The sequence below is a fragment of the Solibacillus cecembensis genome (assembly GCF_050272495.1).
GTDB lineage: Bacteria > Bacillota > Bacilli > Bacillales_A > Planococcaceae > Solibacillus > Solibacillus cecembensis.
In genome coordinates this window covers 1-24,633 of sequence record NZ_JBNNMF010000035.1, presented here as the reverse complement: position 1 = coordinate 24,633, position 24,633 = coordinate 1, and the positions used below count along the sequence as shown (strand labels likewise).

The window sequence follows — 24,633 nt, the reverse complement described above, 5'->3', positions numbered from 1 at the left end:
TGTCTGGTGAAAATAATTTTTTTGACATGAAAAAACTCCCCATTTGATAAACAGATTTTATTTTTTAATCTGTCTACCTAATGGGGAGCATATCAATCTGTGGAGGGCCATTTTTATTTCTATTATTTATAAAAAAACGCATCCGATGCGTTTTCAAAAACCTCATTTTTTCAAAACCCAAAAAGGTAACACAAAAGTAACATAAATCCTGAAACAATCCGAAAACTTACGAAAATCCAATCTTTGTACAACCATCAAAAACACTGTTATACTAGGCTTTGTGAATACATATGAAAAAGAAAGAGGTTATGAAAAATGACAAATGCTTACGATGAATATATGAGACAAGTAACACAACCAATGCGTAATGAGCTGGAAAATGCAGGTTTTACACAACTAACAACTGCGGATAGTGTGCATGAATTTATGGCGGAAACGAAGGGGACTTCATTAGTTGTCATCAACTCGGTATGTGGATGTGCAGCGGGCTTAGCTCGTCCGGCAGCTCGTGAAGCAGTTGCTGAAATAAAGCCAGATCATTTAGTAACGGTTTTTGCGGGTCAAGATCCAGAAGCAACAGTTGCGATGCGTGGCTATTTTGATGAAGTGCCAGCAAGCTCACCATCAATGGCTATTTTAAAAGATGGCCAATTAGCGTATTTTATTCCTCGTGAACAAATTGAAGGTTTCCCAATGGAACAAATTCGTGAACATTTAGCAGATGTATTAAAGCAAGTATGTGCGGAGTAACCATTGTCACGACAGCTGGAAGACCGGATGAACTGTCTTTACAGCTTGTTCATGCTGCAAGTGAAGCATTAAATGCTAAAGTGGTTCCACGGAAAAAGCGTTCAGTTGCAAAGTTGATGAATGAATATGCAGCAAATGTAATGATCGCAGGGAAAAATCGGTATGAATATTATGCAAAAGGTGCTGATTCGCCATTCTTTTTCCATCCAAACTCTGCCGCTTTTCGTTTGAAACGAGTGGCGCGCGGTGATGAAGAGCCTCTTTTAAAAGCATGTCAATTGCAAAGCGGCGATTCTTTTTTAGATTGTACACTTGGCATTGGTTCGGACAGTATGATTGCGGCTTTTGCAGTGGGGGCTGAGGGACGAGTAATCGGTCTTGAAGCGGATCAAAATATTGCATTCATTGTTCAAAATGGCATGAAAACGTATGATACTACGGAGCTTCCATTGACGGCATGCATGCGTCAAATTGAAGTTGTTCATACGAAAGCGGTGGATTTTTTACTACAGCAGCCGGACAATAGTTTTGATGTTGTCTATTTGGATCCGATGTTTGAAGAAGTCATTGAAGAAGCAACGAACTTTGAAGCTTTGCGCCATGCGGGGAGTCATATCGCACTGGATGCACAATGGGTTCGTGAGGCTAAAAGAGTTGCGAGAAAAAGCGTCGTATTGAAAGCTCATTATAAATCTACCTTTTTTGAACAATATGATTTTGAACGTGATGTTCGGTTAACGGCTAAATTTCATTACGGTGTATGGGAGAAATAAAACGGTACTTGCTCTTGTAGTTGGAGCGAGTATTTTTTTATACATGCAGAATCGCTCATTTGAAAAAACTTTAAAAGCTAATATTGTATGAAAAAACCAATTTCCCTAAAAACCTCTTAGACAAGCAATAGTAAACATATTAAACTGTTATTATAAGGGGGCGTTTTCAATGGAATGGCAGCAATTACAACAGCAAGCTGGAAATTTCAGACTGCAATTATTGAACGTCGATAAATGGAAGAAGCAGCACACGACGCTTGAACGATTAATACTACATGCAAATAATGAAGTGAAGTATTATGAAACGGAATTAGTAGCGGCGAAGAATGAGCTTCAAAAATTGGAAAAAACGTCGATTCTTAATTTATTCCGTGAATGGTCTGGGAAAAAAGATGAGCTCATTGAACAGCGCCTGGATGTCGTGGCAATCAGTGAATTAAAGTATATTGAAGCGCAGTTAACGCACGAGGATTTACAGGATGATTTGGTCGAACTTTTATATAAAATTAATGCCGTGAATGAGACCTACGTCGAGCAAGAGCTTCAAAAACTAGAACGAAAACGGGAATTTTGGCTCATGCAGCATGCACCACATATTGCGGAAAAATTAACGAAGCTAATCGAAAATGAACTGCTATTAAAGCAATTATTAATTGAAATACATGAAGCAAATGATGCGGGGAAAAATGCTTTACGTGCTTTAGCGGATGCAGCACATTCATTAAAGAGTGCGAGCTCGTATTCAACTTGGGACACATTTTTCGGTGGTGGGTTCATTGCGACCTCTTTGAAACATGACAAGCTGGATGAATCTAATAGCGGGATTCACAAAGCGCAAATTTCGTTACAGCGCTTCCAAAATGAACTATTAGATGTTCAGCAAATGAAGCATGACACATTAACTATTGATACAGATGGTTTGGTGAAATTTGCAGACTATTTCTTTGATGATATATTTTCGGCATGGTCGATTCATTCGAAAATTTCTACATCCATGAATCAAATTTCACGCGTGCAAGACGATGTTAATAATACATTGCAACAACTTCAAATGAAGCTAGATGCTACTTTAGCGAAGCAACAGGAAATACTTACGCAAAAGCAAGCCATATACGAATCAGATGAACAAGCATTGTTTTTTCAAAAATAGCATCGTAAAATAAGGCATAGCTTAGTTTAAATAAAGGGGAGTGTTTCGAGATGAATAGTCGTTTAGTCAAGGAATTTTTAGAATTAGTACAAATTGATTCGGAAACAAAACATGAGGAAGTCATTGCACCTATATTAGTAGAAAAGCTGACTGAAATGGGCTTTGACGTTTTCCAAGATGATTCACATACGCGCACAGGTCATGGTGCAGGAAATATTATTGCAACATTGCATGGTGATAAGGCAATTGATCCGATTTACTTTACAGTACATATGGATACGGTTGTGCCGGGCAAAGGGATTAAGCCTGAAATTCGTGAAGATGGCTATATTTATTCAGATGGCACGACGATTTTAGGGGCAGATGATAAAGCAGGGGTGGCCGCTTTATTTGAAATGGCACGACGTTTAAAGGAACAAAATATTACTCATGGGACGATTCAATTCATTATTACTGCTGGCGAAGAGAGTGGTTTAGTCGGTGCAAAGGAATTGGACCCAACTCTTATTAGTGCAAAATATGGTTTCGCAGTTGATAGTGATGGAAAAGTAGGCGGTATCGTTGTAGCAGCTCCATTCCAAGCGAAAGTAATGGCAAAAATAATCGGTAAAACAGCCCATGCAGGCGTTGCACCGGAAAAAGGGATTTCTGCGATCACACTTGCTGCCAAAGCGGTTGCGCAAATGAAATTAGGGCGTTTAGATGAAGAAACGACAGCTAATATTGGACGTTTTGAAGGTGGACAAGCGACAAATATCGTTTGTGATGAAGTGAATATCCTTGCTGAAGCACGTTCAATTGACGAAGCTAAATTAAACGTGCAAACGGCTAATATGAAAGAAACGTTTGAGCGAGTTGCACTAGAAAATGGTGGGCGTGCAGAGGTTGAAGTAAAATTAATGTACCCAGGCTTCCGCGTGACGGAACAAGATAAAGTCGTTCAAATCGCGATGGCTGCTGTTGAAGCAGTGGATCGTACTCCATTACTAGGTATTTCTGGTGGCGGAAGCGATGCTAATGTAATCGCGGGGTTCGGTATTCCAACTGTTAATTTATCTGTAGGTTATGAGGAAATTCATACGACAAATGAAAGAATGCCTATCGAAGAATTAGAAAAATTAGCCGATTTATTAGTGGCAATAGTGAAGCAAACAACAAAATAAGAGGTGGCAATATGAATTTTGAAAAAGCGGTCGTTTTTGCTTGTGGAAACGAAGAATATGCGGTTCCTATTGAGCAAGTTGTGTCGATTGAAAAGTTGGAGCGTGTAACACCGATTCCGCATTTACCGAGTTATTTATTAGGCTTCACGAGAAATCGTGGAGAGCTGATTCCAGTTATTGATTTACAAAAAATCTTATACAATCGTTCGACGTCGGGAGATATTGCCCGTGTCATCATTTTAAACACGGAACTTGTGAATTATGGTTTATACGTTTCAGATGCGAGAGAAATTTTAAACTTTGATCCATCTATTATTAAACAAATGGGTTTAGTAAATTATGAGAAAACGAAATATTTTACAGCCGTTGCGAATTTAGAAGACCGCATGATTTCTTGTATTGATCCAAATATTTTGGTCAATTCACTGGAAGGTATTCGTGAAATTGTTCAATACTTACACAAAATGTTGGAAAATGAAACAGAAGAATCTTCAAAATAAAAGGGCTAGGCAAAAAACACGCATATTCTGAAGTGAGATGTGCGTGTTTTTCGAGTTGAATAATAAACCAAATAATTGGAACTTTATAGCACCTTGACTCGTATACATGGGAAGGGTGGTGTTAATGAATGAATACATATTATCGACCGGTTTTACAAATCGAGAAATCCACTTCAGAACGTATAGCAAATAGTATTGGGTACACATCACTTGCTGCAATGGTAATCTTTTTACTATTCAAATGGTCTTCATTACCAGCGGAAGTACCTGCACATTTCAATGCAGTCGGAGAAGTCGATCGCTGGGGGTCAAAATATGAGCTTCTAATTTTGCCAGTTATCGCGATTCTCCTTACGTTTTTCATGGAGTTAATTGAACGATATCCACATGTGCATAATTACCCAGAAAGGCTATGTGAAGCGAATGTCCACGCCTTTTACTTAAATAGTCGGCAAATGTTAAACTATATGAAAAACATAATCAATCTGTTATTTGCCTTCCTTGTTTATGAAAGCATCGGAATTTCTTTTGGTGACGATTCCTCACTTGGATTTTCATTCGCAATAATACTTATCGCATTGTTTGCCGTAATGATATGGAAAATAATTGTTAGTTCAAAAATTAAATAATCGAAATTTAAAAGTTGAAAAAGGGAGTAATAAAAATGAAAGCATATTTAGCAAATGGTTTATTTTCAATTGGAGATCGCTACGTCAATGAAGTATTGGCGGCGAAAATACGGGAAGCTGTGCCAACGATTGAATTGTATGTGCCACAAGAAAACGCGGCGATTAATGATAAAAATAGTTATGCCAATAGCTTAGCCATTGCAGAGGCGGATTTAGAGAGCTTGCAAGCAAGTGATGTATTAATTGCTGTCATTGATGGCATTGAAATTGACTCAGGTGTAGCAGCAGAAATCGGTGCATTTTCTGCATTAAATCGACCAATTATTGCGCTATTTTCAGATGTGCGCCAAATGGGACGTACAAATACGAAAAAAATCGAAGCGTTAATCGAAGACGGTACAGAAAATCAATTTATTTACCGTAATTTATTCGTTGTCGGCCTCATTAAGCGAAATGGCAAAATTATTTCGACAATGGATGAAGTGGTTGAACAAATAAAGTTACATGTTTAACTTGCTTCAGCGTGCATCTCCTACTTCAATAAGTGGATGATGAATGTACTAAATAGGCAATTCTATTCAGTGGGGTTTCAAACCCCTGCGGATGTCACAGATTTTTAAGGGAAGCTTTTCGAGCGAGCTCGAAAAAATCTGGACGCAATTACGCTGAGGCGTAATTGATATGAAATTTTAAAAACTAAACGTTAAAGGTGGGGACAAGTAGATGAAAGCCTTAGAAAATGAAGTTGTCAAATTAGTACCAATTAATAACGAGCATATTGACGGAATATATAAAGCCGCGCAGTTTCCTGAAATTTGGGAGCATCTGTCGGTAACATTATTGGACCTGGAAAGTGTTGTGCAATATGTAGAAGACGGCATAAAAAAACGAGAAGCGAAAACAGATTATCCACTCGTAATTATTGATGCAAAAACGAATGAAGTGATTGGTTCGACTTCCTATATGGATATTTCAATGGCACATAAACGCCTCGAAATCGGCTCTACTTGGCTCACACCAGCTTATTGGCGTTCGAATATAAATACGAATTGCAAATTTTTATTATTGCAATATGGTTTTGAAGAGCTTGGTTTGAATCGAATTCAAATTAAAACAGGTCATGAAAATAGCCGTTCGCAAAAAGCGATTGAGCGTCTAGGTGCTGTAAAAGAGGGCATTTTACGCAACCATATGATTCGAAAAGAGGGCACGATCCGCCATACCGTGATGTACAGCATTATGAGTGAAGAATGGCCGGAAATGAAAAAACGTTTTGTGGCAGAGCTTTTATAAATGACAACGGATGGGGGCTCGTAATGGATCAAAAAGAAATCAATCGAATCATACAACTGCTGACATCTGATTTTTTGTATTCAATTTGGCCAAATTTTAAAGGAGTCGCAATTGCCATTTACGATGAAAATGATGTTTATGTATTTCAACATCCTAAATTTCCAAATGAACCATTCGTCAAAATCTTAAAGGATGAGCGCTTTTTTGCGGATACATTGCTCATCTTTGAAGACCATCCAACCGCGATTGTGGATAAAAATCGCTATGAAACATTCCCGCAATTAATGGCGATTGTCGTTCATGAACTATTTCACGGCTTTCAATATTTGCAGGAGGAAAAGCGTTTTCCAAACGAAATTAGTGGTGTTATGTATACCGATGATGCTCAAAATATTGCGTATCGTGTAAAAGAACGTACATTATTAGCGGATGCTTTATTACTAAAACGTGAATCTGAAAAACTGCAAGCGTTAAAGCAATTTATCTCCATTCGAAAAAAACGTGCGATGCAATTTCCTGAATTCGTAAAGTATGAACAATTGATGGAAACTATCGAAGGCCCAGCTTTTTATTGTGAGTTAAAAACGTATCTCCAAGTTACGAAACAAACGTTGGACGATGTTTTTCATTTATACGGAAGAACGTTAATAGATGGACAAGAGAGTATGTTAGCGATCCGTAAAAGTTGCTATGATTCGGGGCTATTTATTTGTTTAGCGTTAGACGAGTGGCGGCCGAATTGGAAAAAGCAATACTTTGATGAGCAATTAACAGTATTTGAGCTCCTTGAACAAATAAGTGATTCCAAAATTGACGTAGAAGTAGAGAGCAATGAGGACGCATACTCGATCGCAAAAATCATGAATCAACATAAAGAACAGCAAGTACAACAATTTTTCAATAACGAAAATTATTTGGTAGAACTAACAGGACCGATGAAAATTACCTCAATTGATCCAATGAATATGACTCATTGGAATGGCTACGTACTGCATAAGCAATTTGTAAAAATTAAATTTCAAGAAAATGAAGTGACATTCATGCAGCCTATTTTAACCTGTATTTCTGAAGGGGATTTATGGAATATTATATCCATCCAATTTTATTCTAACGAAAAGCCTACAAAAATGGGAGATAAGTATATCTTTGATGAATTAGTTGAAATTGATAACCCGTTCTATTAAGTAGCGGTAAAATAAAATGACAAACATTTAGAACTTATTTTAGGTAATTCGAATTTTATAGTGAAAAGGGCATACAAACAGCCCTTCTCCATTTTTTTTACCGTATAGGAACTAATATTTCACACAAATGGTTAGCAATCATTTGTGAAGTATATCTTTCAATAATGGGTTGTTCTCTGATGACTAGATTATTTTTTTCAATTTCAGAAAAGATGGTGCCCCAAAATTCGCTGACTGCCTCTTTTGTATGGTCAAGCAAGAAAATAGCGTATTTTCCTCCAGAAAACGTGCCAACTTGAGCGGGTTCTTCCACTTGAAAGTCTTTATCTATTACAACGCTAACATCATAACGACATTCCCCTTTAGGTGTAATCTCAGGGTTATCTTGTGGTATACCTAAAATTGTAGAATTCTCAAATAACCCATTCAACTGTGCCCACCCTTTAAATGCCTCCATTAATTCTTTATTTTGCTTTTCACCGTATTCTCCAACGTTTCGGAAAAAAGCAATCCTTGATTCAGGTAATTTTTCAATAGTTAATTGCATATTTTATCCCTCCTTTCCTAGAAAAGGTAATATGATATAAAATGTTATTCAAGCTCTTTTTTAAAGAATTTGATTAGATTCCAGTTTAATTTATCTGTTATTTCTCTACATAATAAGATTTAGAGTGAAAATTATTATTCAATAAAACTCTCCCTTAGGAATAAAATTAAATAGAAATGTCAGAAAAATGCTACTGAATACACGCATCACAAGGTCATATTTGAACTTCCCTATTGTAATACAACAAATTAGTTGGTAGAATATGTTATAGTACAATAATAGCGTTGGACGCGAATTATTAGATGGTGGAAATTTTCAACATCAAATAAGCATACAAATGCATAAAGTATCATTGCAATGATCGTTGTGGATAAAACTACATACGGGAGCAGTTTCTGGAGAGAGCGCATCGAATGCGTCGCCGAAGGGTTCATAATCTCAGGCAAAAGGACAGAGGGGTAATAATAGTAGATGTTTTTTAGTGTTTAAAAAACGTTGTTATTCTTTATTCTTAAGTTATAGAGACTGATTCCATTTTAGGGAGCAGTCTCTTTTTATTTTCAGAAAAATTGATTCACCGCGAACCTCATCGCTATTATTTCAATCCTGACTAAAAGTTTGGAGCAAAATAATGACAACGGAGGAAAACATCTTGGCACAACAACAGTTAAAACGAGAGCTAAAAAATCGACATGTTCAATTGATCGCAATTGGTGGAACGATTGGGACAGGGTTATTTTTAGGCTCGGGTAAAGCGATTGCATTAGCAGGACCATCTATTATTTTTGCGTATTTAATTGTCGGAATCGCATTATTTTTCGTCATGCGTGCATTAGGAGAATTACTACTATCAAAAGGTGGCTATCAATCCTTTACTGAGTTTGCGACAGAATACATAGGTGATTGGGCAGGTTATGTGACAGGTTGGACGTATTGGTTTTGCTGGATCATGACTGCAATGGCCGATATTATTGCAGTCGGTATGTACACACAGTATTGGTTTGACATCCCGCAATGGGTACCAGCAGTTGCTTGTTTAGTCGTATTACTAGGATTAAATTTATTAACTGTAAAACTTTTCGGAGAGTTAGAGTTTTGGTTTGCGCTCATTAAAATTATTACGATTGTGGCACTAATCGTAATTGGCGTTGTTTTATTAATTATTGGATTTGAAACAAACACAGGGCAAGTAGCTGTATCGAATCTTTGGGAGCATGGTGGCTTATTCCCAAATGGTGCATTTGGCTTCTTAATGGCTTTCCAAATGGTTGTCTTTGCCTTTGTTGGTGTAGAATTAGTCGGTGTATCGGCAGCAGAAACAGCAGATCCACAAAAAAATATTCCTTCTGCGATTAATAAAATTCCGCTGCGTATTTTATTATTTTACGTAGGTGCGTTATTCGTTATTTTAACAATTAATCCGTGGAACACATTAAGTGCGGAAAGCTCGCCATTTGTGCAAGTGTTTGCATTAGTCGGTATTCCAGTCGCAGCAGGGTTAATTAACTTTGTTGTGTTGACATCTGCGGCATCTGCTGGGAATAGTGGTTTATTTTCAACGAGCCGTATGTTGTTTAGTCTTGGCTCGAACAATCAAGCATCAAAAAAATTCGGCACTTTAAATAAAAGAAGTGTGCCACAAAACGGTTTAATTTTTTCAGCAGTTGTAGTATCCATTGGAGCATTATTAAGCTATTTCATGCCAGAGGATGCTTTTGGAATTGTGACGACGATTAGTGCGATTTGCTTTATTTGGGTATGGAGTATCATTTTAATTTCGCATATTATTTATAAAAAGCGTCACCCAGAATTACATGAAAGTTCTACATTTAAAGCACCATTAACACCATTTATTAACTATTTAGTATTAGCTTTCTTCGCATTCTTACTAGTAATTATGGCGATTTCAGAAGCGACTCGAACTGCATTAATGCTTACACCACTGTGGTTTATTTCGCTATTTGTGCTTTACCGAATGAAAAGAAAATAAAAATGATCCGAACTTTAATGACTGAAGTTCGGATTTTTTTGATTCCAATCATGATTCATATTAAAATAGAAGCAAAGGCGGTGGTAATAGTGGCAGGAAGGGTTATTTTTCATGTGGATATGAATAGTTTTTATGCGTCGGTTGAACAAGCACAAGATACGAGCTTAAAAGGAAAACCGATTGCGATTGCGGGGAATGTGAAAGAGCGACGAGGGATTATTGTGACGAGTTCATATGAGGCAAGGGCGCACGGGATTTATACAACAATGACGGTTGGAGAAGCAAAAAGGAAATGCCCACAGCTGCTGTTGTTACCACCCGATTTTGCTAAATATCGAGTCGCAAGTGCTGCCATATTTTCGATTTTACGTAGCTATACAGATCTTGTAGAACCGGTGTCTATTGATGAAGGCTATTTAGATGTGACGGAGCGTTCGAAAACACAGCACCCGATGAAAATTGCAGAAGAAATTCAGCAACGCATACTGACTGAACTGGATTTACCATGTTCGATTGGCATTGCACCGAACAAATTTTTAGCGAAAACCGCATCGGATATGAAAAAGCCACTCGGGATTACCGTGTTAAGGAAGCGAGAAATTCAACAACTGTTATGGCCGCAAAAAGTGATTGAAATGCATGGTATTGGTGAAAGTACTGCTAAAAAATTGGCGACATTTGGGATATTGACAATAGGCGATTTGGCAAATGCGGATGGACGTATGCTTCAAAACAATTTAGGGAAAAATGGAGTGCGTTTAAAAAATAGAGCGAACGGAATTGACGAGCGAACTGTCGATCCCAATTCAATCTATGATACAAAGAGTGTCGGGAATTCCACAACATTACCAAGGGATGAAACGGAGTATTACATTTTAAAAGAGACGTTTGAAAAGTTAAGTCGCAGTGTAGCTGAGCGTTTAAAGGCAAAATATTTAGTCGGTACTACGGTCAGCATTCAAATTCGTAATTTTGAATGGAAAAATCAAACACGGAGTAAATCAGTTCGAAATGCGCTACAAAATGCGGATGCGATTTTTGATATTGCGTGGAAATTATTTATTCAAAGTTGGGATGAAACACCAATACGGCTTATAGGCATTACCGTTTCTAATGTTGTCGACCAAGCAGAAACGACGCAGCAATTGAATTTGTTTAACTTTGAACAACATGCGAAAGAAGAGCCGATTATTGAACTCGTTCAGTCGATTGAAAAGAAGTTCGGTAAAGGGGCTTTGCAACGGGGAGTACGCGCAAAAAAATCAAGTTATGCTTCTAAAACAAGCTTCAGCAAAGATTTTTTAGAAGATCATAAGCAGGATTCGTAATGAGGTGCGAATTTTTCTAAATTTAGACACGAATCGACTATTTATCGGATGAATATTTGTTTCAAATAGGTTTCTTGTCCTACTCCATGCTATAATAGGATGTACGATTTTGCTGTGAGAGGGGGAGTTGGCCATTCATCCGATACGTTTTTTAAGAATAATGGGAGTATTAGACGGTTTATCACTTATTACGCTCTTATTTATCGCGATGCCACTTAAATATTTTGCAAATATGCCAATTTTCGTCACGATTAATGGTAGTTTACACGGTGGGATTTTCGTTTTATATATAATCGCAATTGCTCTTGTTCAAATCCGTATTAGGTGGAATCTTATTTGGTCCATTTCTGCTGTAGCCGTTGCATTTATTCCGTTTGGGAATTTTATATTTGAGTTGAAATTAAAGAAAATGCAACCACAATTGCAGGTTAAGCCAATTCCAAAAAAATGGCTTGTGTATGCCATCATTTTCTTCTCATTTTTTGATTTATTTGTTCAGCTACCTGTAATGAGTACATATGCCTTGTCTGTTGGTGCTACTACATTTATCGCAGGGATTGTTGTCGGCATGTATTCCTTTATGAATACATTTGGTAATATATTGTCAGGCGTTTTCACTGACAAAATTGGTGCATCTAAAATACTTATTTTTGGATTATGTACGTCCATTTTATCATTACTCGCGTATCAGCTTGTTGATGACACGACGACTTTGTTAATCGTCCGTTGTATACATGGTTTTAGTAGTGGCTTTATAACACCAGCTGCATTTACGTTATTAGCGAACACAACGGAAAAATCAAAGCAGGGTAGCGGAAGTGCGATTGTGGGTTCGTTTGTAGGAATCGCAGCAATCGTTGGGCCTGCTACAAGTGGTATATTAGCAAGTAAAATTTCTGTGCCAAATGTGTTAAGTTTGGTTGCACTTTATGGACTTTTATCATTAATAGGGATGATCATATTTTTACGGATCACGCCGCTATCTAAAAAATCAGCAGCTAATAAAAAAGACGAATTCAAATGGAATAATGGGTTAATGAAAGCTTATGGAGGCGCGTTTTTCCTTATGTTTTCACAAGGTGTGTTAGCCTATTTGTTACCGATGCACGTGGAAAATTTGGGATACAGCTCGCGTATGTCTGGTACATTGCTGAGCGTTTTTGGAATTGTTGCGGTATTAATGTTCTTATTGCCAACAAACCGAATTTTTGATTATATCAATTCAAGCTATACATTACTCATTGGTGTTACGGTGTTAGGAATTAGCCAAGTTGTTATCGGTCAATCAACAACGACCTTAAGTTTGTACGGCGCGCTTGCGTTTTATGGGGTAGGATTCGCCTTTTTCTTCCCAGCTATTAATACGATGTTGATTGAATCCACGACAAAAGCAACACGCGGGAAAGCATATGGCTATTTTTATGCCTTTTTCTCCATGGGCGTTGTTGCAGGGTCATTCTTACTTGGAACACTCGATTTAACAGGAACATTGGGTTTTTGGTTTACAGGACTTGTTTTATTTTCATTTAGCGCGGTAATTATCGTTTCAACAATTCGCTCAAAGCAAGATTCCATTGCTTGGCGAAAAAAAGTAAATGATTGACGAACAATTTTTAATTAGTAGGAGACATAAAACGTATGTGTCCATTGGAAGTAAGAGAGGAAGATAACGATGATTTTAAATTTAGAAGTAGTAGAACGTTGTAGTAAAGAGACAGAAGAAACAATTGCGGTGACAGAAGCAGCATTTACAAATACACCGATTAGCTATTTAAAGGAAAACCAAAGCGAATTTATTTTTGCAGAATGTACACAATTTCAAGATATACGCATAGACGAAATGGCAGTCGAATATGATGATGCTTTTCGTTTATATACAGCACTTTTTGGGCTGAAGGTACAAAAAAAGCATGGCGAAACAATTCGTCACTATTTAAAAGAAAATGTAAAATCTGCATTAGGTAGCAGCAGTGCTTCTTTTTCGATGCAAGAAGGTTTATGGGAGCTGAACGTTGCAGTGGACTGTTTAGCAGGATTTAATGAGCAAATGACAATCCAACAAGTATATGAACTGCTTTATCAATTTGTTGCGCAATTATTAGAAACGATTGAACTATAAGCATGAAATTTATGTATAACTATGCTTGGCGAAAGGATGAGTACGAGCTTTCACGACTGGAAATGCGCACATTTTTTAATTCCCATGTAGAAAGTAATGTCCTTTTAAGTGAGCGAAAAGTAGAGCCAAGTCGCAGTCCGTTTATGCGTTTGCGCTTGGATATTTGGTGTGAGGCGGCAACAGTTGGAGAAATCGTTGCATTTGCTTCGACAATTGAACTGAAGGAAAAAACGTTTAAAATTAGTTGCTTGAATACTTCAGATGCGGGCATTGAACCGAAAATTGCACGACCAGTCCGCAACAACTATATGAAAGAAATCGGGTTAGCCATTCCGGCAGAACCAAATTTAGATGAGCCGGATGTGGAATTTGGACTTGTCGTATATGAGGATAAATTTTACTTCGGTGAATTAGTGCACGGGGAATCGATTTGGCTAAAGCATATGCAAAAACCAGAAATGTACTCTACTGCACTAAGTACACGTGATGCGCGAGCACTTGTCAATATTGCCGCGCCGTTTCCAGAAGGGCTCCGTATTATCGATCCATGCTGCGGTATTGGAACGGTATTAGTGGAAGCAATGAGCATGGGCATTCCAATCGAAGGGCGAGATATTAATAAGCGCGTTGTTTGGGGCTCTGAAATCAATTTACGCCATTTCGGCTATGAACCAAATGTACATATTGGTCCCATCGAAGAAGCATCTGGTGGTTATGATGTAGCAATCATTGATATGCCATATAATTTATTTACACATGCATCTAGTGATTTGCAACAGAGTATTATTACACATGCTAGAAGAATTGCGAAAAGAGTAATCATCGTGACGATTGAATCGATGGACGATAAAATCGCAAATGCCGGTTTAACAATTATCGACCGTGCGATTGTACAAAAGGGTAATTTTAAGCGCGAACTTGTTGTTTGCGAATAAATGAATAAGATAACAGCAACTTACACAAATTATTTTGTAGGTTGCTGTTTTTTGTTTTAGCGTAGTGTAATTCGCTAAAAAGAATTGTAGAAAAATAAATATCTCAAATTCGAAACAAGTTTCGGCAAATGTGTTGACAGTCATTTTTATACATGATATATTTATCTCGAATTAAAGATAAATGAATTCGTAACGATAAGGAGGATTGCCGATGAGTGACTATCAAAAGCAGTTAAAAGCTTTTACTGTATTACTTCGTGCAGCAAATACCGTCCAAGAAGTGTCCCGACAAGATATTATAGAAAATGAATTGAACTTAACTGAATTTGCTGTATTGGAGTTACTTTATCATAAAGGTAATCAACCAATTCAAATAATTGGCAAGAAAGTACTCATTGCCAGCAGTAGCATTACGTATGTCGTAGATAAGCTCGAAAAAAGAGGATTTGTCCAAAGAATTGCTTGCCCTAATGATCGACGCGTAACTTTTGCATCACTCACAAATGAGGGGACAGCATTTATCGAAGGTATCTTTCCGAAACATGAAAAAAAAGTCGCACAAGCATTTGATGTACTGACGGAAGAAGAGCTTGAAACGTTTATAGAGTTAACAAAGCGAATCGGCATTCATGCAGAACATCTTTAATTTTTAGAGGTGATATCTCGAATTCAAGATAACGGAGGAGTTAGAATGAACCACATTAAAGGAATTCACCATGTAACAGCAATTACAAGCAATGCAGAAAAAAATTATGATTTTTTCACAAATATTTTAGGCATGCGTTTAGTAAAAAAAACAGTTAACCAAGATGACATTCAAACATACCATTTATTTTTCGCTGATGATAAAGGATCTGCTGGTACAGATATGACATTTTTCGATTTCCCAGGTATTCCTAAAGGTGTACATGGGACAAATGAAATTTACAAAACAGCTTTCCGAGTGCCAACGGATGCAGCACTTGATTACTGGGTAAAACGTTTTGATCGTTTAGAAGTAGCTCATGCAGGTATTAAAACGCAATTTGGTAAACAAACACTATCTTTCGTAGACTTTGATGATCAACAATATATGTTTATTTCAGATGAATTAAATAAAGGAATTGAGTCGGGTATACCTTGGCAAAAGGGACCTATTCCACTGGAGTTTGCAATTACAGGCTTAGGACCCGTACACATCCGCATTTCACAGTTTGATTACTTTAAAGAAATGCTTGAAAAAGTGATGGTTATGCGTGAAACAGCTCAAGAAGACGCACTGCATTTATTTGAAGTTGGCGAAGGTGGAAATGGTGCATCGGTAATCGTTGAGCATAACACCGTATTACCACAAGGACGTCAAGGTTTTGGTACAGTCCATCACGCTGCGTTCCGACTAGAAAACACAGATGTTTTACATGAATGGATTGAGCGCTTAGAAGGCTTTGGTTTTGGCACATCAGGTTATGTGGATCGATTCTTCTTTGAGTCACTATACGCACGTGTTGCACAAGGCATTTTATTTGAATGGGCAACAGATGGACCAGGATTTATGGGAGATGAACCTTATGAAACAGTAGGGGAAATTTTATCATTACCACCATTTTTAGAGTCAAAACGTGATCATATTGAAAGTGTTGTTCGACCAATCGATACAGTGCGCTCGACGAAAGTATTTGAAAAAGAATACGAATAAAAATTGAATAAGTAAGGAAGAATGAACAATGGGATTTATTAAGGATTTATTTAAAAAAACAACAAACATTCAGGAGGAAAAACAAATGACTAAATTAAATATTGGTATTATTATTGGATCAACTCGTCAAGGACGTGTTTCACCACAAGTAGCAAACTGGGTAAAAGAAGTTGCAGATAAGCGCGGAGATGCAAACTATACAATTATTGATATTGCAGATTATGACCTACCATTCTTAGGTACAGGAGATGCACCAGGCGCGGCAGGTTGGTCAAAAGCAATCGCAGAACAAGATGGTTTCGTATTCATCGTACAAGAATACAATCACTCAATTACAGGTGCACTGAAAAATGCATTAGATTATTTACGTGATGAATGGAATAATAAAGCAGCAGGTATCGTTTCTTATGGTTCAGTAGGTGGGGCGCGTGCAGCGGAACATTTACGTGGTATTTTAGGTGAATTATTAGTAGCAGACGTACGTGTACACCCAGCATTATCATTATTTACGGACTTTGAAAACGGAACAGACTTCAAACCTAAAGAAGTTCAAGCTGATTCAGTAAATCAAATGTTAGATCAAGTAATTCCTTGGTCAACAGCTTTAAAAACAATTCGCTAAAAATAAGTGACGTTTAATCAGTGGGGAAGAGATTCCTCATCCCCTCTGATTGTTGGTTTTCACTAAAATAGTACCATTACCTTCATTTGAAAATGAAGCGGGTTATGATAAAAATAAAGTATGTTAGGAAGATTAAGTAGTGGGATTTCTTAAAAGTTTATTTAATAAAAAAACAACAAACATTCAGGAGGAAAAAGAAATGACTAAATTAAACATCGGTATTATTATTGGTTCAACTCGACAAGGACGTGTTTCACCACAAGTAGCAAGCTGGGTAAAAGAAACAGCAGATAAGCGCGGCGATGCGAACTATACAATTATTGATATTGCAGATTATGATCTACCATTTTTAGGAACAGGTGATGCACCAGGCGCAGCAGGTTGGTCAAAAGCAGTAGCAGAACAAGATGGTTTCGTATTCATCGTACAAGAATATAATCACTCAATTACAGGTGCACTGAAAAATGCATTAGACTATTTACGTGATGAATGGAATAATAAAGCAGCAGGTATCGTTTCTTACGGTTCAGTTGGTGGTGCGCGTGCAGCGGAACATTTACGCGGTATTTTAGGTGAATTATTAGTGGCGGATGTTCGTGTACACCCAGCATTATCATTATTTACGGACTTTGAAAACGGAACAGACTTCAAACCTAAAGAAGTTCAAGCGGATTCAGTTAATCAAATGTTAGATCAAGTAATTCCTTGGTCAACGGCTTTAAAAACAATTCGCTAATAGCAATTTAAAAAGCCATTTGAAAATCAAATGGCTTTTTACTCATAATAGAACTGGGGGATATAGATGATGCAACATATTTATAAAGAAGGAAATAAAGAAAAACCGGTATTTTTCTTGCTTCATGGTACAGGTGGAGATGAAAATAGTTTACTTGCTTTAGCAGATATCATTGATTCAGAAGCGGCTGTATTAAGTGTGCGCGGCAATGTTTTAGAAAATGGGATGCCACGATTTTTCCGTCGTTTAGCTGAAGGTGTTTTTGATATGGCAGATTTAGCTTTCCGCACAAAAGAACTGCATGAATTTTTGAATGATGCGGCGACACAGTACGGCTTTGACCGTCAAAATGTTGTGGCGATTGGTTATTCTAACGGGGCGAATATTGCAGCGAACTTATTATTTAACTATGAAAATACGTTAAAAGGTGCAATTTTGCATCACCCTATGGTTCCAGATCGTGATGCAAAACTGCCCAATCAAACAGGCACAAAGGTATTTATTGCAGCTGGCGTGAATGATCCGCTTTGTACAAAAGAAGAGGCAATCGATTTAGAAAAAATGCTAGCAGATGCAGGTGCCGACGTGACGCTTGAATGGGAAACAAATGGCCACCAACTCACAATGAATGAAGTACAAAAAGCAAAAGTTTGGTATGAAACAAATTATTAATAGATTATGATGAAAGCTATTTTGATGAAACAATCAAAATAGTTTTTTTTGTTGAGCGAAATTTTCGGTGAATCAGAATAGGATGATTATGCGGAAAACGGATAGCTACAAAAACATATACACCTAGAACGTTAGATTTTTGAGTTGTGTCTTTCTGAAAAAAACATTTATAATGAAAGAAAGGGAGGGGAATGCATGGAAAGCCAGGCACTTATCCTATTTGGCTCGTCAGGTATTAATATTGCGGAATATTATCGACAGCACTTTGCACGACTGATTCCAATCGTTCTTTTTGAAACACATAAAACGGACTATCAAGCAGAGCGCGGAGCAAAAATTATTCAAGCTAAAATGCCAGGGAAAACAGAACAACAAAGCACGCACCTAATCGAAAGTGCAGCGGATTTAACAACAAGTTATTTCCAAAACATCCCGGATTATATGCATGGTGATAAAGGTGAAATGCTGTTTTTTACAACGGCAGAAGAACAGTTTGGTAATAGTAGTTTTGAAAAAACATTAATGCGCGCGGAATTATATGAGCAAGAAATGAAGCAAATATTAAAAAACTACCAATCGATTATTATCGTGGCTTGCCTAGGTGGGGCGGTCAGTTCGGCAGTTGCTCCTTATGTGGCAAAGCTAGCGAATAAGCTTCACATTGATATACAAGTCATTGTGACGATGCCAGCAAAATTTGAAGGTAAAAAGCGTTTAGCTCAAGCACAAAGAGGGCTAAACTTATTTCATAAAAATAGTGCGATTACACAGGTGAAGATTGATCCTGAAAGTGAGGGATTAATTCGTTATTTTAAGATGAAAGATGAAGCAATTGCCAATGCGATTGAGAAATTATTGCGAAATGAAGACTAGTTTGGAGTGAATAGAATGCAACTGCATTTTTTAGGAACGGGCGCAGGAATGCCCTCAAAGGATCGAAATACGAGTGCGGTGGCGCTAAAATTACTAGAGGAACGGGGCTCGATTTGGTTGTTCGATTGCGGGGAGGCCACGCAGCATCAAATACTCCATACGACGATTAAACCGCGAAAAGTAGATAAAGTATTTATTACTCATTTACACGGGGATCATATTTTTGGTTTGCCGGGCTTTATAAGCTCACGTTCATTTTTAGGTGGGGAAGAGCCGCTGACGATTTATGGACCTAAAGGCTTGAAGCAATGGCTAGAGCAAACGTTAAAGCTGACAAAAACACATTTGACTTATGAATTATATTTTGAAGAGGTAGTAGAGGGCATCGTTTTTGAAGACGCACAATTTATCGTAAAAGCGATGCCTCTGGAGCATGTTATTGAATGTTTCGGCTATCGAATTGAGCAAAAGCCGTTAGCTGGCGAGTTATATATCGATAAAGCTATAGCATTAGGTGTGCCAAAAGGACCGTTACTTGGACAATTAAAAGCAGGAAATGATGTTGTGTTAGAAAACGGACATGTTGTGCGAAGTATGGATGTCACGTCACCACCTCAAGACGGCTTTACAGTTGCGATTTTAGGGGATACAAAATACTGTGAAAACGCTAAAAACCTTTCTTATGAGGCCGATATTGTGATTCACGAGGCAACATTCGATCATGCAACAATTCACCTAGCTGCACAATATGGACATTCAACAAATACCGAAGCCGCTCAAATTGCGAAAGAAGCAAATGCTCAAACGCTTATTTTAAATCATATAAGTGCACGTTTTTTAGAGAAGGATTTACCGCACTTTTTAGCAGAAGCACAGCATGTTTTTGCCAATACATTTATCGCGCATGACCAGTTGCAATTTGAATGGAAACAACATGAAGTGATTGTGAAAGAGTAAATAAAGCAGCATTTTCAGGTGGCGAAACATTCAACTTTATATGAATTTTTAGATAAATGTGGTGAATTGTAGAATAATTCCGTTATAATAGAGGAAAGGGAGATGAATTTATGCAACAACCAACACTTTCACCAAAGTTACTTCGTTTACTCGTAATCTTTCCAAATGTGATGAGCTATATTTTACTATTCGGCGTTGTCGTATTTATTCGAACAAATTTAGATGAGCTGAAAGCAACGGATTCGTTAACAATGTGGCTGATTATCGCCGCGATACTTGGACCAATCTCGATCTATACAACATTCAGCATCGCCAAACGCATTAAAGCCGGCGTATTATAATACATATTCGTTTGGAACGAATGCATAAAAGGGGTCCCATGTAATTCATACATTGGACCTTTTCGTTTTCGCTCAATTAATGTTTAAGACCTCCGTCAAATAGACTGAATAGTTTGTGCGCTTGGTTCGTCAATCCTATGGGGTTGCTTTTACATAGGCTAGTAAAATAACGATAGAAGAATGGCTATTTAAGTCAGTAACCCCTGAAGGAAAACTGTTGCGGATGATCCATACATCGGTAACATAAATATATTTAAAATAAAAAATCCATTATTGAGAGGTGTAGTAATGAAAGTGAAAATTATTCTCACATTTTTTATGTTTACATTGTTCCTAGCTTTTGGTTACACGGCACACGCGGAAAATCTTTATGACTCTTATAAAGATTTAACAGAAAATGACTTGAAAAATAGTATAATTCTTTCTCCTGAAAGCTCTATGGCATTTATTAATGGGCAGAAGGTATCAGCCGTTCAGCCAATCGTTAAAGAGGGGAAAACATTAGTACCCCTTCGTTTTATTTCTGAAGGATTTGGAGCAAAGGTAGAATATCATACAAAAAGTCAGGCCATTACTATTAAACACGCTAATAAAACCATTTCACTGAAAATAGGGAATAATACTATTTCAATCAATGGGGAATCCAGCAAAATGGATGTAACTGCAAGTATTTATAACAATGCAACATATATACCTTTAAGAGATATTGGTGAGGCGTTTAATAAAAAAGTAGTCTATTTAAAAAAGACAGAATTTCAACCATATAGTTTGATAATAATTCGAGATATGAACGCCACAGCCATCGAAAACTCTAATGTTATCCGCGCCGCTGAATTACTATACAAAGGGAAATCAATTGTCTATAGTGATCGTTTTATGGCCGTGATTAAAGAAAATGGTCAGTTATTCCTTAGCAATAATTTCTATAATTTCGAGCCTTTTGTATATCAGGAATGGATTGAGGATAAAAATACGGTTCGACTTGGGGATATATGGTTCAATACAGATATGGGGCATTTCTATTTGGATTATGCCTATAATACAACGCGTGAATCTATTTTATACCGTGTGGATGGAGAAGTAATTACAAGGGTAGCCATTGAAAAAGCACCGATAAAGGCGGTAAAAACCTATTTAAACGATGTCTATTATTTGACGAGATATGAGCGAGGTTTACTCGATGCTCATGAAACAACCAATTTAAAATCTGCAACGTTTAACAATGGACAATGGTTTTCCGATTATTTAGGTAAGCCGGGCTATTATTACGGTTTTGACACATTAGGCAAGGCTTATGATTGGCAAATTAACGATAACGGTATTACTACATTTGGTTATCTACGCTCTGGAGACCTAAGCTCTGATGAAAGGAAAAAAACGTTTGGATATTATACAATCGAGCTGAAGGGGCAGGACCATGAGCTAGTAACGCCATAAAGTAAAAGGCTAGTTGAAGTTCTTATTGATTAGAACTTTAACTAGCCGTTGTTTATTTTATATTGAAGGATCATTTTCCTAGTATGGTTTGTGCACCTGGTGCATCAATCCTACAAATTAATATTAAGAGACTTTAATAAGTTATCTACAATTTCTGCACTACCATCTTGGAACATAAACAATGAGAAAGCAATCATACAAACCCCTAATAACAAAGTAGTTAGCCTTTTAAATAAATTAATTGGTCGTTTAATAAGTGACCTAATAATTAAAAATAGGCCTATAAATAGTATTAGAAAATACCAAAAGCCCAAGTATAACATCCCCTTCTATTATTTGTTATTAAAGACGATCAAATCATCAAAATGGTTTCTCAATAGTATGAAAATTGCTGTTGTTTTATTTAAATTATTTATTTTGCAATTTTTAGTGTAATTGTTTGAGCACCTGGTGCAATAATTCATTAAACTATCGAGATAGGTTAAATATTGTAAAGGGAGTGAATTTTATTAAAAGAGACGAGAGAGGTAGAGAGAAAGATCTACTATGGATTCAGGAAAAGAACATAGTAACTGGATTTACTTTCAGAGGATTTTTTATACTCATAATCCTTATCATCATTGGAAGCTTAATAAAATATTTATTTTTTTAACTTCTAGTAAAAGTATGTAAAAACTAATTAATTTTATTGAATTATTATTTATCCGGTTCTTTAGGTCAACAAACTTTTCTATGGACGCTTTCCTTAACACGGTGTTGGAAAAACGCCCCCCTTTATTGACAAAATAATACATATCGACTAATATGGTTAAAATTACAAAAATAATACATTGATTGGAACTAGTAGGGGACACTTATTGTATAGAGAGCTGTTGGTTGGTGCAAAACAGTCAGTAAATTCCTGAACTCGTCCATGAGTATTTATGCTGAACTGAAGTAAGTATAAACGGCAGCTACCGTTATAGTTTAAGTGGGTTAATGTTGAATTAATCAATTAGAGTGGTACCACGAATCAATCTTCGTCTCTTTTATGAGACGGAGTTTTTTTATTTTAAGGAGGAAGATGAAATGGAAACAACACAATGGCAAAGACAAGATGTTACACAACACTATTTAGAACAAGTAAGAGGAGGGATACCATTTGGTGCAGAACAAATCAATGTCATGCTTCAGGTAATTCAACATTTCAAACAGGATGTACAACAAATAATGGATTTAGGGTGTGGCAATGGTTTTTTAGGGAAAGTACTTTTAGATACCTACCCAAATGCACAGGCACTATTCATCGATCATTCTGAGCCAATGGTTGAACAAGTAAAGGAATATTTAGCTGCTTATAAAAACCAAAGTACAGTGATACAAGGTGATTTTAGCGAATCTTTAAGTACGTTTGCTGAACCTGATTCAGTGGATTGTGTCGTCTCTGGCTTTGCAATCCATCATTTACCTCATGATAAAAAGAAGAAACTTTATGCTGAAATTTACACATTATTAAAAGATGGCGGTATTTTTATTAATATTGAGCACACTGCTTCGGCTACAACTAAACTAGAAAACTTATATGACGAACAGTTCGTTCAACACTTAGCTAATTATAATCAAAAATCAATTGAAGAAGTAACAAAAGAATATTACAGTCGTCCAGATAAAGAAGACAATATTTTAGAACGTGTAGATATTCAAGTAAATTGGTTAAGAGAAATGGGCTATCAACATGCAGATTGTTATTTTAAATGGTTTGAACTTTCTGTTTTTGGTGGGATAAAGAAATAATACTGAATGATAAAATTAAAAAAACGTTTCAAAATCTAAGTTTTGTGACACACCATTAAGCCAGGAATGTTGTAAAAAAATCAACGCTCTAGGCTTTTTCTTTGAATAACATTTATCTAGCGTTATACGCACTAAATCTCAATTTCATTTACTTTTATATACGAATAAAAAGGGTACCCAGGGGAGATGTCACATTGAAAATAAAAGATGAAATTTTCATAAATAATTTAGAAATAGAAAGATTAATAATAAGACCTTAAAGAATGTAGACTATGATAAATGATTGGAGGAATTTGAAAACCGTCATCCATCTCAAAATCGCCATGATCAAGGCAAAATTGATATGAGCGAATGTACACTAGAATGGTTTCATCAATTGTGGAGAGCTATTTTTATTTCACATTATTATCTTAGCGTCTCAATTCACTGAACGGCATTTTAAATGAAACTATGAGTTTTAAAATAATTCGGCACATATCAGTCACGCAACAGTAAAAATGATTCAATTTCAGGTGTAATTTATCGAATAAAAAAAGCTGAAAACCCTTATTAATAACGGCTTTCAGCGTGATGGTCTCGAACCAGCGATCCCACCTTGTCGAAAGCATTTGGCCAAATTAAGATAGTTCAGCTCAGTTAAATAAGTCTGGAAAACGTTGATTTAACAAGGTTTTCCTCAATAGCAAAATCAGCTCAGTTAAATAAAAACAACTGAAAAAAATAATTCTATGAGCATTTTGGTGAGCAAGTGATCTGTTAAAATGATAAGAATAAAGCAGTATTTAAAATTCTCTTGGTTTAAAAATTTGTACATTTTTAAACATTCGCATAGTGTTTAACAGAGTTTTGGCAAAGCATACTCTTTTCCTCTGGACTTAATAAATCAAGGGTTAAGCTTTTGTGATATCTTTTGTTTCTTTTAAAAGTGCTAAAGAGATTATATTCCACATATTATAATTCTAAGGAAAATCTAACTAAAATTTAGGTATTATATATGTCAATTTGTATTGTTGGTTTTATCCCGACTATCGGTATCATTAGGTTAATTTGCGTTACGATTAACAAGTTAAGAAAGCTCATAAATCCTTATATTGAACTGCTCCCTGTCAAGTAGACAGCGGAAATAATAAAAATACTTTAAGCGGCTTGAACCCTGTATTCTAGAGGGCTTAAGCCGTTTAATTTT

General features: G+C 36.6%; 25 protein-coding genes, 1 riboswitch and 1 other annotated feature. Of the genes, 24 read left to right on the top strand and 1 reads right to left on the bottom strand.

Annotated features, from left to right (window positions below; all coding sequences use genetic code 11):
• The first annotated feature begins 315 nt into the window (after window positions 1-315).
• The 9 genes from ACQKIH_RS20810 (at window position 316) to ACQKIH_RS20770 (ending at window position 7,442) form a co-directional block, all read left to right on the top strand.
• Window positions 316-750 (top strand): BrxA/BrxB family bacilliredoxin, encoded by a 435-nt coding sequence (locus tag ACQKIH_RS20810; protein ID WP_427768615.1) that lies wholly within the window; start codon window positions 316-318, stop codon window positions 748-750.
• Window positions 738-1,523 carry a class I SAM-dependent methyltransferase gene (locus ACQKIH_RS20805; protein ID WP_427768613.1) on the top strand — a complete coding sequence of 262 codons (786 nt, stop codon included), beginning with the start codon at window positions 738-740 and terminating at the stop codon, window positions 1,521-1,523. The genes ACQKIH_RS20810 and ACQKIH_RS20805 overlap by 13 nt, the downstream gene beginning before the upstream one ends.
• Window positions 1,524-1,692: 169 nt before the next feature.
• Window positions 1,693-2,673, top strand: a complete 981-nt coding sequence (locus ACQKIH_RS20800) for a hypothetical protein (RefSeq protein ID WP_427768612.1) — start codon at window positions 1,693-1,695, stop codon at window positions 2,671-2,673.
• A gap of 50 nt (window positions 2,674-2,723) precedes the next feature.
• Window positions 2,724-3,836 carry a M20/M25/M40 family metallo-hydrolase gene (locus ACQKIH_RS20795; RefSeq protein ID WP_427768610.1) on the top strand — a complete coding sequence of 371 codons (1,113 nt, stop codon included), beginning with the start codon at window positions 2,724-2,726 and terminating at the stop codon, window positions 3,834-3,836.
• Between the two features lie 11 nt (window positions 3,837-3,847).
• Window positions 3,848-4,336, top strand: a complete 489-nt coding sequence (locus ACQKIH_RS20790; RefSeq protein ID WP_427768607.1) for a chemotaxis protein CheW — start codon at window positions 3,848-3,850, stop codon at window positions 4,334-4,336.
• 128 nt (window positions 4,337-4,464) lie between these two features.
• On the top strand, window positions 4,465-4,965 hold the full coding sequence (locus ACQKIH_RS20785; protein ID WP_427768606.1) for a DUF1648 domain-containing protein: 501 nt from the start codon (window positions 4,465-4,467) through the stop codon (window positions 4,963-4,965).
• Window positions 4,966-5,000: 35 nt separating this feature from the next.
• Window positions 5,001-5,477 (top strand): nucleoside 2-deoxyribosyltransferase, encoded by a 477-nt coding sequence (locus tag ACQKIH_RS20780; RefSeq protein ID WP_427768605.1) that lies wholly within the window; start codon window positions 5,001-5,003, stop codon window positions 5,475-5,477.
• A 211-nt stretch (window positions 5,478-5,688) separates the two neighbouring features.
• Complete coding sequence (locus ACQKIH_RS20775; RefSeq protein ID WP_427768603.1) at window positions 5,689-6,258, top strand: GNAT family N-acetyltransferase; 570 nt, start codon at window positions 5,689-5,691, stop codon at window positions 6,256-6,258.
• A 23-nt stretch (window positions 6,259-6,281) separates the two neighbouring features.
• Complete coding sequence (locus ACQKIH_RS20770; protein ID WP_427768602.1) at window positions 6,282-7,442, top strand: hypothetical protein; 1,161 nt, start codon at window positions 6,282-6,284, stop codon at window positions 7,440-7,442.
• Window positions 7,443-7,539: 97 nt separating this feature from the next.
• Here ACQKIH_RS20770 and ACQKIH_RS20765 read toward each other — a convergent pair whose 3' ends face one another.
• Complete coding sequence (locus ACQKIH_RS20765) at window positions 7,540-7,989, bottom strand: AraC family transcriptional regulator (RefSeq protein WP_427768601.1); 450 nt, start codon at window positions 7,987-7,989, stop codon at window positions 7,540-7,542.
• 385 nt (window positions 7,990-8,374) lie between these two features.
• A riboswitch (glycine riboswitch) is annotated at window positions 8,375-8,453 on the top strand.
• 188 nt (window positions 8,454-8,641) lie between these two features.
• Here ACQKIH_RS20765 and ACQKIH_RS20760 point away from each other — a divergent pair.
• From ACQKIH_RS20760 to ACQKIH_RS20690, 15 genes are all read left to right on the top strand, one after another.
• Window positions 8,642-9,979 (top strand): amino acid permease, encoded by a 1,338-nt coding sequence (locus ACQKIH_RS20760; protein WP_057989113.1) that lies wholly within the window; start codon window positions 8,642-8,644, stop codon window positions 9,977-9,979.
• 50 nt (window positions 9,980-10,029) lie between these two features.
• Window positions 10,030-11,307: a DNA polymerase IV gene (locus ACQKIH_RS20755; protein ID WP_427768600.1), complete on the top strand. Its 1,278-nt coding sequence runs from the start codon at window positions 10,030-10,032 to the stop codon at window positions 11,305-11,307.
• A 127-nt stretch (window positions 11,308-11,434) separates the two neighbouring features.
• A complete protein-coding gene (locus tag ACQKIH_RS20750) occupies window positions 11,435-12,910 on the top strand; it encodes an MFS transporter (protein ID WP_427768599.1) in 1,476 nt (491 codons plus the stop codon).
• A 69-nt stretch (window positions 12,911-12,979) separates the two neighbouring features.
• Window positions 12,980-13,426, top strand: coding sequence for a hypothetical protein (locus ACQKIH_RS20745; protein ID WP_057989109.1), 447 nt, complete (start codon window positions 12,980-12,982; stop codon window positions 13,424-13,426).
• Between the two features lie 2 nt (window positions 13,427-13,428).
• Complete coding sequence (locus ACQKIH_RS20740) at window positions 13,429-14,361, top strand: TRM11 family SAM-dependent methyltransferase (protein WP_427768596.1); 933 nt, start codon at window positions 13,429-13,431, stop codon at window positions 14,359-14,361.
• Window positions 14,362-14,572: 211 nt separating this feature from the next.
• A complete protein-coding gene (locus ACQKIH_RS20735; RefSeq protein WP_427768593.1) occupies window positions 14,573-15,007 on the top strand; it encodes a MarR family winged helix-turn-helix transcriptional regulator in 435 nt (144 codons plus the stop codon).
• A gap of 45 nt (window positions 15,008-15,052) precedes the next feature.
• Window positions 15,053-16,036: a ring-cleaving dioxygenase gene (locus ACQKIH_RS20730; protein WP_427768592.1), complete on the top strand. Its 984-nt coding sequence runs from the start codon at window positions 15,053-15,055 to the stop codon at window positions 16,034-16,036.
• 85 nt (window positions 16,037-16,121) lie between these two features.
• The gene (locus tag ACQKIH_RS20725) at window positions 16,122-16,658 is read left to right on the top strand and encodes an NADPH-dependent FMN reductase (protein WP_427768589.1); all 537 of its coding nucleotides are present in this window, start codon (window positions 16,122-16,124) and stop codon (window positions 16,656-16,658) included.
• A 199-nt stretch (window positions 16,659-16,857) separates the two neighbouring features.
• Complete coding sequence (locus ACQKIH_RS20720; RefSeq protein WP_427768588.1) at window positions 16,858-17,394, top strand: NADPH-dependent FMN reductase; 537 nt, start codon at window positions 16,858-16,860, stop codon at window positions 17,392-17,394.
• Between the two features lie 66 nt (window positions 17,395-17,460).
• Window positions 17,461-18,066, top strand: a complete 606-nt coding sequence (locus ACQKIH_RS20715) for an alpha/beta hydrolase (RefSeq protein WP_427768587.1) — start codon at window positions 17,461-17,463, stop codon at window positions 18,064-18,066.
• Window positions 18,067-18,261: 195 nt separating this feature from the next.
• Entirely contained in the window at window positions 18,262-18,939 is a 678-nt protein-coding gene (locus tag ACQKIH_RS20710) for an FtsZ/tubulin family protein (RefSeq protein ID WP_427768585.1), read from the top strand.
• 15 nt (window positions 18,940-18,954) lie between these two features.
• A complete protein-coding gene (gene rnz, locus ACQKIH_RS20705) occupies window positions 18,955-19,896 on the top strand; it encodes a ribonuclease Z (protein WP_427768583.1) in 942 nt (313 codons plus the stop codon).
• A 110-nt stretch (window positions 19,897-20,006) separates the two neighbouring features.
• A complete protein-coding gene (locus ACQKIH_RS20700; protein WP_057990124.1) occupies window positions 20,007-20,237 on the top strand; it encodes a hypothetical protein in 231 nt (76 codons plus the stop codon).
• Between the two features lie 288 nt (window positions 20,238-20,525).
• The gene (locus tag ACQKIH_RS20695; protein WP_427768581.1) at window positions 20,526-21,674 is read left to right on the top strand and encodes a copper amine oxidase N-terminal domain-containing protein; all 1,149 of its coding nucleotides are present in this window, start codon (window positions 20,526-20,528) and stop codon (window positions 21,672-21,674) included.
• An 821-nt stretch (window positions 21,675-22,495) separates the two neighbouring features.
• Window positions 22,496-22,704 (top strand) — a binding site (T-box leader).
• A gap of 38 nt (window positions 22,705-22,742) precedes the next feature.
• Window positions 22,743-23,447, top strand: a complete 705-nt coding sequence (locus ACQKIH_RS20690; protein WP_427768579.1) for a class I SAM-dependent methyltransferase — start codon at window positions 22,743-22,745, stop codon at window positions 23,445-23,447.
• Window positions 23,448-24,633 lie beyond the last annotated feature (1,186 nt).